Source organism: Nocardia sp. NPDC057227, assembly GCF_042669725.1.
Taxonomy (GTDB): Bacteria; Actinomycetota; Actinomycetes; order Mycobacteriales; family Mycobacteriaceae; genus Nocardia; species Nocardia asteroides_A.
The window spans coordinates 50,750-66,222 of record NZ_JBHUXA010000003.1 but is presented as its reverse complement, the minus strand read 5'-3'; the positions used below and the strand labels follow the sequence as shown (position 1 = coordinate 66,222).

Below are 15,473 nucleotides of genomic sequence, written 5' to 3'. Positions count from 1 at the left end.
CGACCAACTGTCTCAGTAGATACTGAGTCATTTTTCCATGCTTCGTTCAATGACGACGGGATCGGCTGGCGGGAAATGTCTGTAGCCGAATATGTCCACCTATAGTTACAGTTATTACTGAGAGAGTTGAGTCACGATAGTACGGAGGACGGATGCGGACGAGCAGCCCGTGCGCGACCAGGGAACTCAGGATCGCCGGAATGCCCGCCGCGGGCTACCTGCGCCACGATCCCCGGCTCTCGCACCAGCTACTCGGGCACGTCGCTGGCGGTGCCGCGCCGCGCGGGGCGACCATGCCGTGCGGGGCGTCCCGGCGCGAGGCCGCCGAGGTGATCCGGGGGTGCCTGGAGCTGGTGGCGGTCGCGCTGCAGGGCGGCCCGGCCGTCGAGGTGCCGGAGCGGCTGCGCGCCCGGATCGGCGACTGGGCGTCCGAGGGCGTCGACCTGGAGGCGGTGCAGCACGCGACCCACCTCGGCTTCCGCTTCGTGCTCGAGCTGCTCGGCACCCGCGCCACCGGCGCGGACAGCAGGGCCATGGTGGTGGCCGGGCAGCGGCTGGCCGAGGTGCTCGACCGCATCGTCACCGCCTTCACCGGCAGCTACCTGCGCGAAGTGCGGGCGCAGGGCACCGCGCGGGACGACGCGGGCGGCCAGCTGGCGAGCGCGCTGATCGCGGGCGAGGCGGGCTCGGCGCAGCTCCGCGGCAGCGGCTTCCCGACCGCGGACGCCTACGCGGTGCTGGCGCTCGGCGTCGCCACCGAGACGCTGGACGACCGCGCGGTCCGCGACGAGCGCGAGGCGCGGCGCAGGCTGCGCCGGATGCGGCTGGAGCTGGCCACCAGGCCCGGCGGCCCGCCGCCCGCGCTGCTCGGCCCCGAGGGCGGCACCGTGCTGCTCGCCGAGGACCGGCTGGTGGATGCTCCCGCCGCCGACCTGCTCGACGGGTTGCAGCGGGCGGCCGGCGTCCCGCTGCTCGGCACGGTCGTGCACGCGCTCACCGGTGAGGTGCCCGCCGCGACCGGGGACGCGCACCAGCTGCTCGACCTCGCCCAGCGGCTGCACCGCCCGGCCGGGCTCTACCGGATGGCGGATCTGGCGGTGGAGTACCAGATCACCCGCCCCGGGCCGGGCAGGCGCAGGCTGGCCGCGGTGCTCGATCCGCTGCGCGCGCAGCCGGAGCTGCTGAACACCCTCGTCGTGCACCTGCGCAACGACCGCAACCGGCAGCGCACCTCGCGCACGCTGCACATCCACGCCAACACCATCGACCACCGGATGCGCCGGATCGCCCAGTACACCGGGCTGGACCCGATGAACCTGGACGGGCTCTGGTATCTGCGGGCGGCCCTGGTGGCGAACACCTACGAGAGCGGGGTGGGCCCGGTGCCGATCCCGGAGCTGCCCGCCGCGACCGGCTGACGCGGACTACCCTGTCTTCATGTCCGTGCGCACTCGCCAGCCCCTCGTTCCCGGCACGCTCTCGCCCGAGCGGGAGGTGCCGCGCGCCATCGAGCGCCCCGAGTACGTGGGCAAGCGGACGGCCGTCGAGGGCTCCGAGCCCTGGGTGCAGACTCCGGAGACCATCGAGAAGATGCGGCTCGCCTCCCGGATCGCGGCGCGCGCGCTGGCCGAGGCGGGTAGGGCCGTCGCCCCCGGCGTCACCACCGACGAGCTGGACCGGATCGCGCACGAGTACATGATCGACAACGGCGCCTACCCCTCCACCCTCGGCTACAAGGGCTTCCCCAAGTCCTGCTGCACCTCGCTGAACGAGGTGATCTGCCACGGCATCCCGGACTCCACCGTGATCCAGGACGGCGACATCGTGAACATCGACGTCACCGCCTACATCGACGGCGTGCACGGCGACACCAACGCCACCTACCTGGCCGGCGAGGTCGACGAGGAGGTCCGGCTGCTGGTGGAGCGCACCGAGGAGGCGACCAACCGGGCGATCAAGGCGGTCCGGCCGGGCCGCGCGCTGAACGTCGTCGGCCGGGTGATCGAGTCCTACGCCAACCGCTTCGGCTACGGCGTCGTCCGCGACTTCACCGGCCACGGCGTCGGCCCGACCTTCCACAACGGCCTGGTTGTCCTGCACTACGACCAGCCCGCCGTGGAGACGATCATCGAGCCGGGGATGACCTTCACCATCGAGCCCATGATCAACCTCGGCGGCATCGACTACGAGGTCTGGAACGACGGCTGGACCGTGGTCACCAAGGACCGGCGCTGGACCGCGCAGTTCGAGCACACCCTCGTGGTCACCGAGACCGGCGCCGAGATCCTCACCCTGCCGTGACGCCCGGCGGCGCGCTGCTCGTCGCCGGGACCACCTCGGACGCGGGCAAGAGCGTCGTCGTCGCCGGGCTGTGCCTGGCGCTGGCCCGCCGCGGGGTCCGGGTGGCGCCGTTCAAGGCGCAGAACATGTCCAACAACTCGGTCGTCACGCTGGACGGCGGGGAGATCGGCCGGGCACAGGCGCTGCAGGCCCGCGCCTGCGGGCTGGAACCGAGCGTGCGGTTCAACCCGATCCTGCTCAAGCCGGGCGGTGACCACCGCTCCCAGTTGGTGGTGCGCGGCAGGGCCGTCGACACCGTCGGCGCGCGCGACTACTTCCGGCACCGGACCGCGTTGCGCGCGGTCGTCGCCGACGAACTCGCCGCCCTCCGCGCCGATTTCGACGCGGTGATCTGCGAGGGCGCCGGCTCGCCCGCCGAGATCAACCTGCGCGCCACCGATCTCGCCAACATGGGGCTGGCGCGCGCGGCCGGGCTGCCGGTGATCGTGGTCGGCGACATCGACCGCGGCGGGGTGCTCGCCCACCTCTTCGGCACCGTCGCGGTGCTGGAGCCCGACGACCAGCGGCTCATCGCGGGCTTCCTGGTGAACAAGTTCCGCGGCGACGTCGAGCTGCTCCGCCCCGGGCTGGACCAGCTCGCCGCGCTCACCGGCCGCCCCACGCTCGGCGTGCTGCCCTACGCCGACGAGCTCTGGCTGGACGCCGAGGACTCGCTCGGCACCGTCGCCGACGCCCCGGTCGGCCGCCCGGCCCCGCCGCGCGGCCGGGAGTGGCTGTCGGTCGCCGCGATCCGGCTCCCGCGCATCTCCAACTCCACCGACGTGGAGGCGCTCGCCTGCGAACCGGGCACCGCGGTGCGCTGGGTGACCGAGCCCTCCCGGCTCGCCGGTGCCGATCTCGTTGTGCTCCCCGGCAGTAAGGCCACCGTCGACGACCTGGCCTGGCTGCGCCGCACGGGGCTCGCCGATGCCCTGCGGACCAGGGCGGCCGAGGGAAAGCCGATCCTCGGGGTGTGCGGCGGGTACCAGATGCTCGGCGGCCGGATCGTCGACCCGGTGGAGTCCGGCGCGGGCGCGGTGCCCGGGCTCGGGCTGCTCGACCTCGAGGTCACCTTCGCCGACCCGAAGGTGCTGCGGCGCAGCGCCGGGCGGGAACGTGGGTCGCTGATCCCCGTGCACGGCTACGAGATCCACCACGGCCGGGTCACCCGCACCGGCGACCCCGCCTGGCTGGAGCTGGAAGGGCAGCCGGAAGGCAGTGTCCGCGGCGCGATCTGGGGCACCCACCTGCACGGGCTGCTGGAGTGCGACGAGCTGCGCCGCGGCTGGCTGCGCACCGTCGCCGCCGCGGCGGGCCGCACCGGCTTCGAACCGGCGGCCGACGTCTCGGTGGCCGCGCTGCGCACCGCCCAGCTCGACCTGCTCGCCGACCTGGTGACCGAGCACGCCGACCTGCCGGCGCTGGAGCGGCTGCTCGCCGACGGCCCGCCCGCCGGGCTGCCGGTGATCGGCAGCGGGCTCACCGCGCCCTGTTGACGAACCGGGCAGTGCCCCTTACCTTCTGGTAAGGATCGGCGGGGTTCGTAAGGAGGGGTGCGGTGGCGGAGCGCAAACGCGGCGGGCCGGTGCTGTCCGCGGCGGTGACCAGCAAGGGGCAGATCACCATTCCGGTGGATGTCCGGGTGGCGCTCGGGCTGCGCGCGGGGGTCAGGGTGGCCTTCGTGCCCACCCCGAACGGCAGCTACGAGCTGGTGCCGGAGACCAGGACGGTCAAGGCGCTCAAGGGCATCGTCGGCTGGGGCGCGGCGCCGCTGGAGCTGGCCGAGATGGACGCCGCGGTCGCGGGCAACGTGGTGGAACGGCCGCGCGGATGATCGGCCTCGACGCCAATGTCCTGATCCGCTACCTGACCCAGGACGACCCGGAGCAGTCCGCCCGGGCCAACGCCGTGATCGACGGGCTCACCGAGAGCGACCCCGGCTACCTCACCATGCTGGTGCTCGCCGAGATCTACTGGGTGCTGCGCCGCGGCTACCGGCAGACCCCGGAGGCCGTCACCGATGTGCTGCTCGGGCTGCTTGACTCGGCCGAGATCGTGGTCGAGCGGGCCGACACCGTGCGCCAGGCGCTGCGCCGCGCCGCCGATGGCGCCGACTTCGCCGACGCGCTGGTCGAGCAGCTGGGCCGGGAGGCGGGGTGCGACCGCACCGTCACCTTCGACCCCGAGGCGGGCGACCACGCGGGCATGCGGCTGCTCTCCTGAGCGCCCGCTATCCGGGCGAACCCGGCATCGCGGATCGGGCGGCCGTGTACCGTTTCCGGTCATGACAGCGCGCCAGATCACGGTCGGTGACCGCTCCTGGACGGTCCGGGTGGACGGCCCGGACTCCAGGCACACCGTGCTGCTGCTGCCGGACGCGGGCGCCCCGCCCGACGTCTTCGACGGGGTCGCGGCCCGGCTGCACGTCTCGGATCTGCGCACCGTCACGCCGGAGAGCGTCGACGGGCTGGAACCGGCCGACCTGCACGCGGTGCTCGACCAGCTGAGCGTGCCCTACACCCACGTCGCCGGGTACGGCCGCGGCGCCGAACTCGCCTGGCAGCTCTGCGCCGGGCCGTTCGGCCGCTTCATCAGCCTGACCGTCGCCGACCGCGGGCACCCGGCGGGCGCCGACACCGAGGGCGCCGTCGCCGACTCCGCGGTTCGGCCGATGGAGCTGCCGGTGACCATGGTGGTCACCAAGCGCACCACCCGCGCGGTGGCGGACGGCTCCGGCCGCTTCGTCTACGGCGAGTTCCGGGTGGTCGAGCTGGACGTCGACGATGTCGCCGCCGAGGCCACGCACGAGTTCGCGACCGAGATCGTGCTGCGCACCAGCCCCTGGTGAGCTAGCCGGACGTCCGGAACGCGGCCAGCCAGTCCAGCCAGTTGTCCAGCTCGCCGAAGGCCTCGGCCCGCGGCTTCTCGCTCGACAGGAAGACGTCGTGCCGCGCGCCCTCGATCGGCACGATGTTCGTGCGGTCGCCGAGGCAGCCGGACCAGCGCTGGATCTGCTCGACGTCGAGCACCGCGTCCGCCACGTCGACGGCGGGGCCGTACTGCCTGGCGAACTTCGTCAGCCGGGAGCGCAGGATCAGCGCGGGCACCCCGATGCTCAGCCCGCGGTGCAGCCTGGCGTGGCCGCGGCGGATGGCGCGCAGCCAGCCGAACCGCACCGGGAAGCCGCTCAGCGGCTTCCAGTCCAGGTTGTACTCCCACTCCCCGGACACCGTGTGGTGCAGGCTGTCGCCGTAGGCGGTGATCGCGGGGGCGGGCAGCGCCGCCGTCTTGCGGAAGCGGCCGAGCACGTCGATCACCGGGGTGCCGACGCTGCGGTAGTACGCCGGGCCCTGCAGGTCGAACCACGGGCTGTTCAGCACCAGCCCGATCACGCCCGCGGCGGCGCTGCCGGTGCGGGCGTTCAGCCGGTCCAGCCACAGCGGCAGGATCAGCCCGCCGGTGGAGTGCGCCACCAGCAGCACCGGGGCGCCGGTCTCGGCGCGCACGATGCGCAGCGCCTCGTCCAGCTCCGCGTCGTAGGAGGCCAGGTCGGTGACGAAGTGCGGGCTCTGCCCATCGCGCAGCGAGCGGCCACACTTGCGCAGGTCGAGCGCGTAGAAGCGGTGGCCGCGGGCGGCGAAGTGCTCGGCCACGTGCTGCTGGAAGAAGTAGTCGGTGAAGCCGTGCAGATAGAGCACGGCCGGCGTCTCCGTGTCAGCGGGGCTGGACGCCGTCTCCTCGGGCCGGTAGCGCACCAGGGTGCCGAAGATCTCGCCCTCGCCGTCCGGATCCGGGCCGAGCGGGAGCGTGCGCTGCTGGTAGTTCGTGCCGAGGACATCCGGCTGCCACGGGTCGCCACCGGACGAGGTGCGCGCCGGGTCGAGCGAGGTTTCGTTCGTCACAGTGCCCAATCTATCGCGGCGGAAGCGCCCTGCCGAGCCCGGCTTACCGGGAGGTATCTATGTCACATTCGGCAGGTTCGCTGCGGGAACGCCGATTCCCGAGGTGCACAATTGGGCACAGGTGAACGGTGGGTAACCTCCAGCCGGAAGCCGCGGGCAACCGCGCAGAGTGACAAGGAAGTCGACACCCGTGCCGAATGCTGCTCAGACCCAGAAAACCGATGTCGTACTCATCGGCGCAGGCATCATGAGTGCCACACTCGGCGCACTGCTGCGGCAGTTGCAGCCCGAGTGGTCGATCTCGCTCTTCGAGCGGCTGGACGCCGCCGCGGCCGAGAGCAGCGACCCGTGGAACAACGCGGGCACCGGACACTCCGCGCTCTGCGAGCTGAACTACAGCCCGCAGAACCCCGACGGCACCGTCGACATCAGCAAGGCCGTCGACATCAACGAGCGCTTCCAGGTCTCCCGCCAGTTCTGGTCCTACGGCGTGCAGAACGGCCTGCTCGGCGAGCCATCCCGCTTCATCAACCCGATCCCGCACGTCAGCTTCGTGCACGGCGAAGACAACGTGCGCTACCTGCGCGCCCGCTACGACGCGCTGGCGCCGCACCCGCTCTTCGAGGGCATGGAGTACATCGACAGCCCGGACGAGTTCGCCCGCAGGCTGCCGCTCATGGCGCGCGGCCGCGACTACAGCGACCCGGTCGCGCTGAACTGGACCGACGCGGGCACCGATATCGACTTCGGCTCGCTCACCAGCGAGCTCCTCGCCTACCTCGGCCGCACCGGGGTGGACCTGGCCTTCGGGCACGAGGTGCTCGACCTGTCCAAGCAATCCGACGGCCAGTGGCTGGTCCGGGTGCGCAATGTCCGCACCAGGCAGACCCGCACGCTGATCAGCCGCTTCGTCTTCGTCGGCGCGGGCGGCGGCGCGCTGCCGCTGCTGCAGAAGGCGGGCATCAAGGAGGCGAAGGGCTTCGGCGGCTTCCCGGTGAGCGGCCAGTTCTTCCGCAGCACCAACCCGGAGCTCATCGGGCAGCACCACGCGAAGGTCTACGGCAAGGCCGCCGTCGGCGCCCCGCCCATGTCGGTGCCGCATCTCGACACCAGGGTCATCAAGGGCCGCAACGGCCTGCTCTTCGGCCCCTACGCGGGCTGGACACCGAAGTTCCTCAAGGACGGCAAGAACACCGACCTGTTCAAGTCGATCCGCCCGGACAACCTGTTCTCGCTGCTCGGCGTCGGCGTCACCGAGCTGAGCCTGACCAAGTACCTGATCTCCGAGCTGCTCAAGTCCGAGGCGGGCCGGGTGGAGACGCTCGGCGAGTTCGTGCCGCGGGCCAAGGGCAAGGACTGGGAGCTGATCACCGCGGGCCAGCGCGTCCAGGTGATCCGGCGCAAGGGCTTGGGCGGGGTGCTGGAGTTCGGCACCGCCGTGATCGCCGCGGGCGACGGCACGATCGCCGGGCTGCTCGGTGCGTCGCCGGGTGCGTCGACCGGCGTCAGCGCCATGATCGACGTACTGCAGCGCTGCTTCCCGAACGAGTACGAGGGCTGGACCCCGAAGCTGCGCGAGATGGTGCCCTCGCTCGGCGTCAAGCTCTCCGAGAACACGGAGCTGTTCCGCGAGGTGTGGAGCTGGACCAGCAAGACGCTCAATCTGGACACCGCGGGAGTCGCGGCCCCCGCCCAGGTGTGATAGCAAGAGTCGATGATCTCAACGGTTGCGCTCAAGCGGTCCTGGGCCCAGGATCTGGACACCGCCACCCTCTACGAGCTGCTGAAACTGCGCGTGGAGATCTTCGTGGTCGAGCAGAAGTGCGCGTACCCGGAGCTGGACGGCCGCGACCTGCTCCCGGAGACCAGGCACCTCTGGCTCGATGACGAGGGCACGGTCATCGCCACGCTCCGGCTGCTGGAGGAGCACGAGGACGGCGTGAAGTCGTTCCGGATCGGGCGGCTCTGCACCGCGCGGCCGGTCCGCGGCCAGGGCTACACCACCCGGCTGCTGCAGGCCGCGCTGGCCGAGGTCGGCTCGCACCCCGTGCGGCTGAACGCGCAGAGCCACCTCGTCGAGCTCTACGCCAAGCACGGCTTCACCGCCGATGGCCCGGAGTTCGTGGAGGACGGCATCCCGCACACCCCCATGCGGCGCGGGTGAGCCCGGAGCCCTCGGCAGGCCGAGGCGGTGTCCGGCGGCGCCCCCGCCGCGCCTAGAGTCGGAGCCGTGTCGGTGTACCAGATGGAAGAGATCGAGACCGGGAATCCCGCCCCGCCCGCCGAGGCGGGGTTCCCGTTCTCCGCGGTCGTCGGGCAGGAGCGGCTGCAGCTCGCGCTGATCCTGTGCGCGGTGCACCCCGGGATCGGCGGCGTGCTGGTCCGCGGCGAGAAGGGCACCGCCAAGTCGACCGTGGTGCGCGCGCTCGCCCAGCTGCTGCCGCCGGTGGTGGACGAGACCGGCTCGCGCCCGGCCCGGCTGGTCGAACTGCCGGTCGGCGCCACCGAGGACCGGGTGGTCGGCTCGATCGACCTGGAGCGGGTGCTGCGCGACGGCGAGCAGGCGTTCCGGCCCGGGCTGCTGCACGCCGCGCACCGCGGCGTGCTGTACGTGGACGAGGTCAACCTGCTGCACGACCACCTGGTCGACGTGCTGCTCGACGCCGCAGCCATGGGCCGCGTGCACGTCGAGCGGGACGGCGTCTCGCACACCCACCCGGCGAAGTTCGTGCTGGTCGGCACCATGAACCCGGAGGAGGGGGAGCTGCGGCCGCAGCTGCTCGACCGATTCGGGCTCACCGTCGACGTGGCCGCCTCGCGCGTGGTCGACGTCCGGATGGCCGTGGTGCGGCGGCGGCTCGACTACGAGGCCGACCCGGCCGGGTTCGCCGCCCGCTACGCAGGCGCCGACCGCGCCGAGGCGCTGCGCATCCGCGACGCCGTCGACCGGCTCGCACACGTCCGGCTGGACGATGCGGAGCTGCGCCGGATCGCCGCGCTCTGCGCCGCCTTCGACGTCGACGGGATGCGCGCGGACCTGGTGGTCGCGCGGACCGCCACCGCGCACGCGGCCTGGCGCGGGGCCGATGTGGTGACCGAGGAGGACGTGCGGGTCGCGGCGGAGCTGGCGCTGCCGCACCGGCGTCGCCGGGATCCGTTCGACGAGCCGGGGATCACCGGGGAGCAGCTGGACGAGGCCATGCGGGATGCCGCCGCGGAGGTGGAGAAGGCGGGGTCGGCGTCCGGTGCGGACGGCCCCGATACCGCCGACGGCGCGGCGGACCGTGCGCCCGGTGCCGGGCGGGACTCGGCGAACGGCGGTGGGCCGGATTCCGCGGGTGGCGGGCACGGATCGGAGGCCACCGACGACTCGCGCCGCGAGTCCGGCGATTCGGCCGCAGGCGACCCGGACGCCGACTCTGCCGACGGTCCCGGCTCCGATCCAGCCGGTGGTCCCGGCGCCGACCCCGCGGATCGCCCCGAGTCCGGCCCCGGCCGGAAGCGCTCCGGCCCCGACGGCACCGACGACGACCCCGACTCCCCGCCGGACGGCCCCGGCTCCGGCGGCCGCGAGAAGCGCGCCGGAACTCCGGTCTCCGCCAGGGTCGCGGCCCCGCGCTGGGAGGTCCCCGGCATCGGCGAGGGCGCCCCCGGCCGCCGCTCGCGCGCGGAGAGCCGCCTCGGCCGCGTCGTCCGCCCGACCGCGACCACCGGAACCGGCCTGCACCTGCTCGGCACCGTCTTCGCCGCCGCCCCGCAGCAGCTGGCCCGCGGCCGGGTCACCGGCCCGCTGCGGCTGGCCGCCGACGACCTGCGCGGCGCGCACCGCGAGGGCCGCGAGGGCAACCTGGTGATCTTCCTGGTCGACACCTCCGGCTCGATGGCCGCGCGCGACCGGATCGGCGCCGTCACCGGCGCCGTCGTCACCCTGCTGCGCGACGCCTACCAGCGCCGCGACAAGGTCGCGGTGATCACGCTGCGCGGCAGCGAGGCCGAGCTGGTGCTCCCGCCCACCTCGTCGGTGGATATCGCGGTGCGCAGGCTCGCCGGGCTGCGCACCGGCGGCAAGACCCCGCTCGCGGCCGGGCTGCTCGCCGCGCGGACCCTGGTCGGCAGGGAGAAGGTGCGCGATCCGCGCCGCCGCCCGATGCTGGTGCTGCTCACCGACGGCAGGGCCACCGGCGGCGTCGAGCCGCTGCCGCGCGCCCGCGCCGCCGCCCGCGGGCTGGCCGCGGACGCCGTCACCGCCATGGTGGTCGACTGCGAGCGCGGCCTGGTCCGGCTCGGGCTCGCCGCCGAACTTGCCCGCGAACTCGGCGGCGGCTGCGTGCGGCTCGCCGAGCTCACCGGCGACGCCGTCGCCGGCGTGGTCCGCGCCGCCGCCTGACCCGTTCCGAAGGAGATCTCCGTGCCGCAGGGCATTCCGGCCACCGTCCCGGACGACGGCCTCACCACCAGGCAGCGCCGCAACCAGCCGGTGCTCGCCGTGCACACCGGGCCGGGCAAGGGCAAGTCGACCGCCGCCTTCGGGATGGCGCTGCGCGCCTGGAACCAGGGCTTCGACATCGCCGTCTTCCAGTTCGTGAAGAGCGCCAAGTGGAAGGTGGGCGAGGAGGCGGCGTTCCGCACGCTCGGCACGCTGCACGAGCAGACCGGGGCGGGCGCGCCGGTGGAGTGGCACAAGATGGGCGAGGGCTGGTCCTGGACCCGCAAGCAGGGCAGTGAGGACGACCACGCGGCAGCCGCGCTGGCCGGTTGGCAGGAGATCGCCAGGCGGATCGCGGCCGAGCAGCACCGCTTCTACGTGCTCGACGAGTTCACCTACCCGCTCAAGTGGGGCTGGGTCGACGTGGACGAGGTGGTGCGCACCCTGGTCGAGCGGCCCGGGCAGCAGCACGTGGTGATCACCGGCCGGGACGCCCCGCCCGCGCTCCTCGAAGCAGCCGATCTGGTCACCGAGATGACCAAGGTCAGGCACCCCATGGATGCCGGGCGCAAGGGACAGCGCGGGATCGAATGGTGAGTGTTCCCGCCGTCGTCATTGCCGCGCCCGCATCGGGGAGCGGCAAGACGACGCTGGCAACCGGGCTGATCGGGGCGCTGCGGCGGGCCGGGCACCGGGTGGCGCCGTTCAAGGTGGGGCCGGACTACATCGACCCCGGGTACCACGGGCTGGCCGCCGGGCGGCCGGGCCGCAACCTGGATCCGGTGCTCGTCGGCGCCGAGCGGGTGCCCGCGCTGTACCGGCACGGGTCGCGCGGGTGCGACCTCGCCGTGGTCGAGGGCGTCATGGGGCTCTTCGACGGGCGTATCGACGAGAGCGCGGGGCCGATCGCGGAGGGCTCGACGGCGCAGGTCGCCGGCGTACTCGGCGCGCCGGTCGTGCTGGTGGTCGACGCGCGCGGGCACAGCCAGTCGCTGGCCGCGCTGCTGCACGGATTCGCCACCTACGACAGCGGGGTCCGGCTCGGCGGGGTGATCCTGAACCGGGTCGGCAGTGAGCGGCACGAGCAGGTGCTGCGCTCGGCCTGCGAGCGGGTCGGGCTGCCGGTACTCGGGGCGCTGCCCCGGCTCGCCGAGCTCGAGCTGCCATCCCGGCACCTCGGGCTCATCCCCGCCGTCGAGCACGGCGCCCCCGCGCGTGCGGCGGTCGCCGCCATGACCGATCTCGTGGCCGCGCACGTCGACCTCGCCGCCGTCGCCGCCCTCGCCGGTGCCGCCGTCGCGGGCGAAGCCTGGGACCCGGCCGCGGCGCTGCGGGAGGCCGTCGACGCGCTCGGCCCGCCGACATCGGCGGGCCGTCCCGGCGGCGGTCCGCCGCGCACCGCCGAGCCGGGCGGGTCGGCCCGGACGCCGACCGGCGGCGCCGGGCTCGCCGCGTGGTCGCCCGCCGCCGCGGAGCACGCGCGTCCGGTGGTGGCGGTGGCCGGGGGAGCGGCGTTCACCTTCGGCTACGCCGAGCACCGGGAGCTGCTGGATGCGGCGGGCGGGCGGGTCGAGGTGTTCGACCCGCTGCACGACCCGCTGCCGCCGGGCACCGCGGCGCTCGTCGTCCCCGGCGGCTTCCCGGAGGAGCACGCCGAGCGGCTGGCGGCGAACACCCCGCTGCTGGACGAGGTCGCCGCGCTCGCCGCGGCCGGGCTCCCGGTGCACGCGGAGTGCGCCGGGCTGCTCTACCTGGCCCGCTCCCTCGACGGGCACCGCATGGCCGGGGTGATCGACGCCGACGCCGAGTTCGGCCCCCGGCTCACCCTCGGCTACCGAGACGCCGTCGCGCTCGCCGACTCCCCGCTCTGGCGGGCCGGGCAGCGGGTGCGCGGTCACGAGTTCCACCGCACCCGGCTGCTCCGCACCGGCGCCCCGGTGCGGGCCTGGGGCTGGCGCGGCAGCGATGGCGGCCCGGTCACCGAGGGTGCGATCACCCACGCGGTGCACGCCTCCTACCTGCACACGCACCCCGCGGGCGACCCCGCAGCCATCGCCCGCTTCACCGCCGCCGCAACCGCTTTCGCCGCCACCCGAATCGATGCTTGAGCCCGCCGCGGTCCGCCAGGAGCCCGGCGGCGCGCGGTTCGCCGCGCCGCCGACGCCGGACAGCGAGCCTCGCGGCCCAGCCATGCCGAAGTTCGCGGTCGGTATCGGGCTCCGGCCGGGGACACCGGGCACGACGATCCTCGCCGCCATCCACGCCGTGCTCGGCGATCACGAGGTCGCCTTCCTCGCCACCCTCGACACCCGCGCGGCGGAGCCCGGCCCGCGCGCGGCGGCCGAGCGGCTCGGCGTCCCGTTGCTGGCTTACACCGCGGCCGAGCTCGCGACGGTCCCGGTGCCGAACCCCGGCCGCTACCCGAGCGTCGCCGAGGCCGCCGCCCTGCTCGCGGGCAGCGGCCCGCTCGTGGTCCCGAAGACGCCGTACGCGGGCACCGTCACCGTCGCCGCCGCGCACTGATTGCCGCCGCCGCGCACCGACTACGGCGCCACCGACCCGAGATCGGCGAACCCGCTCGGATCGTGCCGCCCGATGCTCGCGTGCTCGAACAACCCCCATCCCTCGACCTCCCCGCACCGCGCCCGCGCCACGAAATCGCTGACCCCCCACGGCGCCCTGGCCACGATCTCCGGGTCGGTGAGGTCGTACCGACTGCTGGACGACCACCCCCGCCCCTTCCACTGCCCGTGCTGCCAGTCCGGATCACCGCCGTACCCGCAGCCGACGTGCAGCGCGATCCCGGTGCCGACCTCGACCTCGATCGGCAGCGGCTTCCCATCCGGCGTCGTCAGCTCCAGCAGTGCCCGCACCGGAGACCGCGTCCCGCTGCGGTACTCGACCGTGATCCGCGGCCAGCCGAGCTGCTCGACCCGCCCGTCCGGGAACACCCGCTGCGCGTCGTTCAGCGTGCGCCGCCCGTCCGGCAACTCCTGCACGATCACCACCACCGCGAACTCGGGAAACCGCAGCGGCACGTAGAGCCACCAGAACCCGCCCGCCGATTCGGTGGCGGCCCGCCCCGCCGGCTCGGTCTCGCCGACCGGCCGGATCCCCCAGGAGCGGTCCCGCGTCCCGGTCCACACCGCCGGGTCGACGGCGATATCGGTGCCCTCCACCGTCAGCGTCCCCGCCCAGCTGCCGACCTGGGCGAAGCGGCTGGCATCGAGCACCGGCCGCGCCCCGGCCAGCATGAGGTGCGGCTGCTCCTGCACCGCGGGGAAGGCCCCGGTCCAGGTGATGTCGGCGGCGAGGTCGTCGTGCTCGCAGATCAGCCGCAGCCGGTGCAGCGGCTCCAGCACCTCCAGCCGGATCCCGCCCGCCCGCTGCTCCAGCGAGCGCGGGCCCATGGCGTCGGAGAAGCGCACCGCGCGCTGGCTCTGCCCGCGCCGGACGGTCAGGAACGCGTCCACCACACCGAGATTCGGGTAGGTGCCGAGCCCGGCGATCAGGAAGGTGCCGTCCCGGTCGTGCGCGTTCAGGTAGGAGCGGTCGTAGAAGTTGCGGTCGCCGGTGGTCACCCGGGCGAGCGGGAGCGGGGCCTGGTGGATGGGGTACTCGTCCAGCGGGCCCGGCGTGGCGGCGTAGTCGGTCACGGTCACTCCCAGCGATAGGTTCCGTCGAGCAGCGCCTCCAGGCTCGCCCGGTGCATGACGTAGTCGTCGCGGTCGGCGGTGTCGGTGTCCTCGCCGAAGTGGATCATCCTGCGCTTGATCCGCGCCATCACGATGGCGTGCCGCAGCGCCGCGTAGACCAGGTAGAAGTCGAGGTCGCGCACGGTGTGGCCGGTGCGGGACTCGTACCGCGCCACCACGTCCGCGCGGCGCAGGAAGTCGGGCAGCCCCGGCTGCTCGAAGCGCTCCGCGATGTCCTGGAAGAAGCGGTGGATGAAGATGATCCAGCCCAGGTCGACCTCGCGCGGCACGATCGCGGCCATCTCCCAGTCCAGCACGGCGAGCGGGCGCCACTCCTCCCAGATGATGTTCCCCGGCCTGGCATCGCCCCAGCACAGCACCGCGGGGCCGGGGTCGGCGGGCCAGTTCGCGTCCAGCCAGTCGAAGGCGCGCTCGATGATCGGGATGTGGTAGCCGTCGTCGGCGAGCGCCCAGTCGTACCAGGCGCGCTGGGCCCGCACGTGCCTGCGCAGCGGCTGCCCCGGCCCGGATGGCAGCCCGAAGCGGGCCTCGGCGTGCGGGATGGCGTGCACGTCCGCGATGACGTCGACGGTGGCCTTTCCGACCTCGGCGCGCTGCTCCGGGGTGGCGTCGAAGAGCCAGCCGACGAAGACGTACGGCGGGTTGTCCGCCGGGACGACGCCGTCCACCCGGCGCATGACGAAGAACGGCGTGCCGAGCGGCGCGGCGCTCTCCTCCAGCCACACCAGCGGCGGCACCGGGACCGGGCTCGCCGCGCCGACCTCGGAGATCACCCGGAACTGGGCGGCCAGGTCGTACTCGGGGAAGACCGGGAAGGCGGCCGCCTCCGGCGCCATCCTGGCCACGAACGAGCCGCCCTCGGCGCGGCCGTCGACGGTCCAGTGCGCGTCGAAGAGGATGGTGGTGCTGGACATGCCGCCGGACTCCGGGCGGCCGGTCACGGTCACCGCGGGCGGGTGGTCCGCGCTCACCCGCTCGTCCAGCCACGCCGTCAGGCGCGCGCCGAAATCGTCCAGATCGCCCGCGCTGACGGTCAATCGGTGTCGCTGCGTCGGGTCGGCCTCGTCGCCCATCCCGGTACCTCCTGCT

At 73.7% G+C, this 15,473-nt stretch carries 15 protein-coding genes; 12 read left to right on the top strand and 3 right to left on the bottom strand.

Annotated elements, in window-relative coordinates; all coding sequences use genetic code 11:
• The first annotated feature begins 152 nt into the window (after positions 1-152).
• The 6 genes from ACFUJ1_RS06180 to ACFUJ1_RS06155 all read left to right on the top strand — a co-directional run bounded on the left by ACFUJ1_RS06180 (position 153) and on the right by ACFUJ1_RS06155 (position 5,188).
• Positions 153-1,418, top strand: coding sequence for a PucR family transcriptional regulator (locus ACFUJ1_RS06180; protein WP_378643128.1), 1,266 nt, complete (start codon positions 153-155; stop codon positions 1,416-1,418).
• A 19-nt stretch (positions 1,419-1,437) separates the two neighbouring features.
• Positions 1,438-2,301, top strand: coding sequence for a type I methionyl aminopeptidase (map, locus tag ACFUJ1_RS06175; RefSeq protein WP_378643125.1), 864 nt, complete (start codon positions 1,438-1,440; stop codon positions 2,299-2,301).
• Positions 2,298-3,836, top strand: coding sequence for a cobyric acid synthase (locus ACFUJ1_RS06170; RefSeq protein WP_378643123.1), 1,539 nt, complete (start codon positions 2,298-2,300; stop codon positions 3,834-3,836). Before map ends, ACFUJ1_RS06170 begins: the two co-directional genes overlap by 4 nt.
• Positions 3,837-3,898: 62 nt before the next feature.
• Complete coding sequence (locus ACFUJ1_RS06165; protein WP_378643121.1) at positions 3,899-4,174, top strand: AbrB/MazE/SpoVT family DNA-binding domain-containing protein; 276 nt, start codon at positions 3,899-3,901, stop codon at positions 4,172-4,174.
• Positions 4,171-4,563, top strand: a complete 393-nt coding sequence (locus ACFUJ1_RS06160; RefSeq protein WP_378643118.1) for a PIN domain-containing protein — start codon at positions 4,171-4,173, stop codon at positions 4,561-4,563. Before ACFUJ1_RS06165 ends, ACFUJ1_RS06160 begins: the two co-directional genes overlap by 4 nt.
• Before the next feature lie 61 nt (positions 4,564-4,624).
• Complete coding sequence (locus ACFUJ1_RS06155; RefSeq protein ID WP_378643116.1) at positions 4,625-5,188, top strand: alpha/beta hydrolase; 564 nt, start codon at positions 4,625-4,627, stop codon at positions 5,186-5,188.
• 1 nt (position 5,189) lies between these two features.
• On the opposite strand, the gene ACFUJ1_RS06150 is transcribed toward ACFUJ1_RS06155, so the two are convergent.
• Complete coding sequence (locus ACFUJ1_RS06150; RefSeq protein WP_378643113.1) at positions 5,190-6,242, bottom strand: alpha/beta hydrolase; 1,053 nt, start codon at positions 6,240-6,242, stop codon at positions 5,190-5,192.
• A 247-nt stretch (positions 6,243-6,489) separates the two neighbouring features.
• On the opposite strand from ACFUJ1_RS06150, the gene mqo reads away from it, so the two are divergent.
• The 6 genes from mqo to ACFUJ1_RS06120 all read left to right on the top strand — a co-directional run bounded on the left by mqo (position 6,490) and on the right by ACFUJ1_RS06120 (position 13,191).
• Positions 6,490-7,944, top strand: coding sequence for a malate dehydrogenase (quinone) (gene mqo, locus ACFUJ1_RS06145; RefSeq protein ID WP_378643111.1), 1,455 nt, complete (start codon positions 6,490-6,492; stop codon positions 7,942-7,944).
• Between the two features lie 12 nt (positions 7,945-7,956).
• On the top strand, positions 7,957-8,406 hold the full coding sequence (locus ACFUJ1_RS06140) for a GNAT family N-acetyltransferase (protein ID WP_378643109.1): 450 nt from the start codon (positions 7,957-7,959) through the stop codon (positions 8,404-8,406).
• An 81-nt stretch (positions 8,407-8,487) separates the two neighbouring features.
• Positions 8,488-10,629, top strand: coding sequence for a VWA domain-containing protein (locus ACFUJ1_RS06135; RefSeq protein WP_378643754.1), 2,142 nt, complete (start codon positions 8,488-8,490; stop codon positions 10,627-10,629).
• A gap of 21 nt (positions 10,630-10,650) precedes the next feature.
• Positions 10,651-11,265 carry a cob(I)yrinic acid a,c-diamide adenosyltransferase gene (cobO, locus tag ACFUJ1_RS06130; RefSeq protein ID WP_378643106.1) on the top strand — a complete coding sequence of 205 codons (615 nt, stop codon included), beginning with the start codon at positions 10,651-10,653 and terminating at the stop codon, positions 11,263-11,265.
• Complete coding sequence (locus tag ACFUJ1_RS06125) at positions 11,259-12,776, top strand: cobyrinate a,c-diamide synthase (RefSeq protein ID WP_378643104.1); 1,518 nt, start codon at positions 11,259-11,261, stop codon at positions 12,774-12,776. The genes cobO and ACFUJ1_RS06125 overlap by 7 nt, the downstream gene beginning before the upstream one ends.
• Positions 12,769-13,191, top strand: coding sequence for a cobalamin biosynthesis protein (locus tag ACFUJ1_RS06120; RefSeq protein ID WP_378643101.1), 423 nt, complete (start codon positions 12,769-12,771; stop codon positions 13,189-13,191). The genes ACFUJ1_RS06125 and ACFUJ1_RS06120 overlap by 8 nt, the downstream gene beginning before the upstream one ends.
• A gap of 20 nt (positions 13,192-13,211) precedes the next feature.
• Here ACFUJ1_RS06120 and ACFUJ1_RS06115 read toward each other — a convergent pair whose 3' ends face one another.
• On the bottom strand, positions 13,212-14,324 hold the full coding sequence (locus ACFUJ1_RS06115; protein ID WP_378643098.1) for a hypothetical protein: 1,113 nt from the start codon (positions 14,322-14,324) through the stop codon (positions 13,212-13,214).
• Positions 14,325-14,326: 2 nt separating this feature from the next.
• A complete protein-coding gene (locus tag ACFUJ1_RS06110; RefSeq protein WP_378643095.1) occupies positions 14,327-15,457 on the bottom strand; it encodes a phosphotransferase family protein in 1,131 nt (376 codons plus the stop codon).
• Positions 15,458-15,473 lie beyond the last annotated feature (16 nt).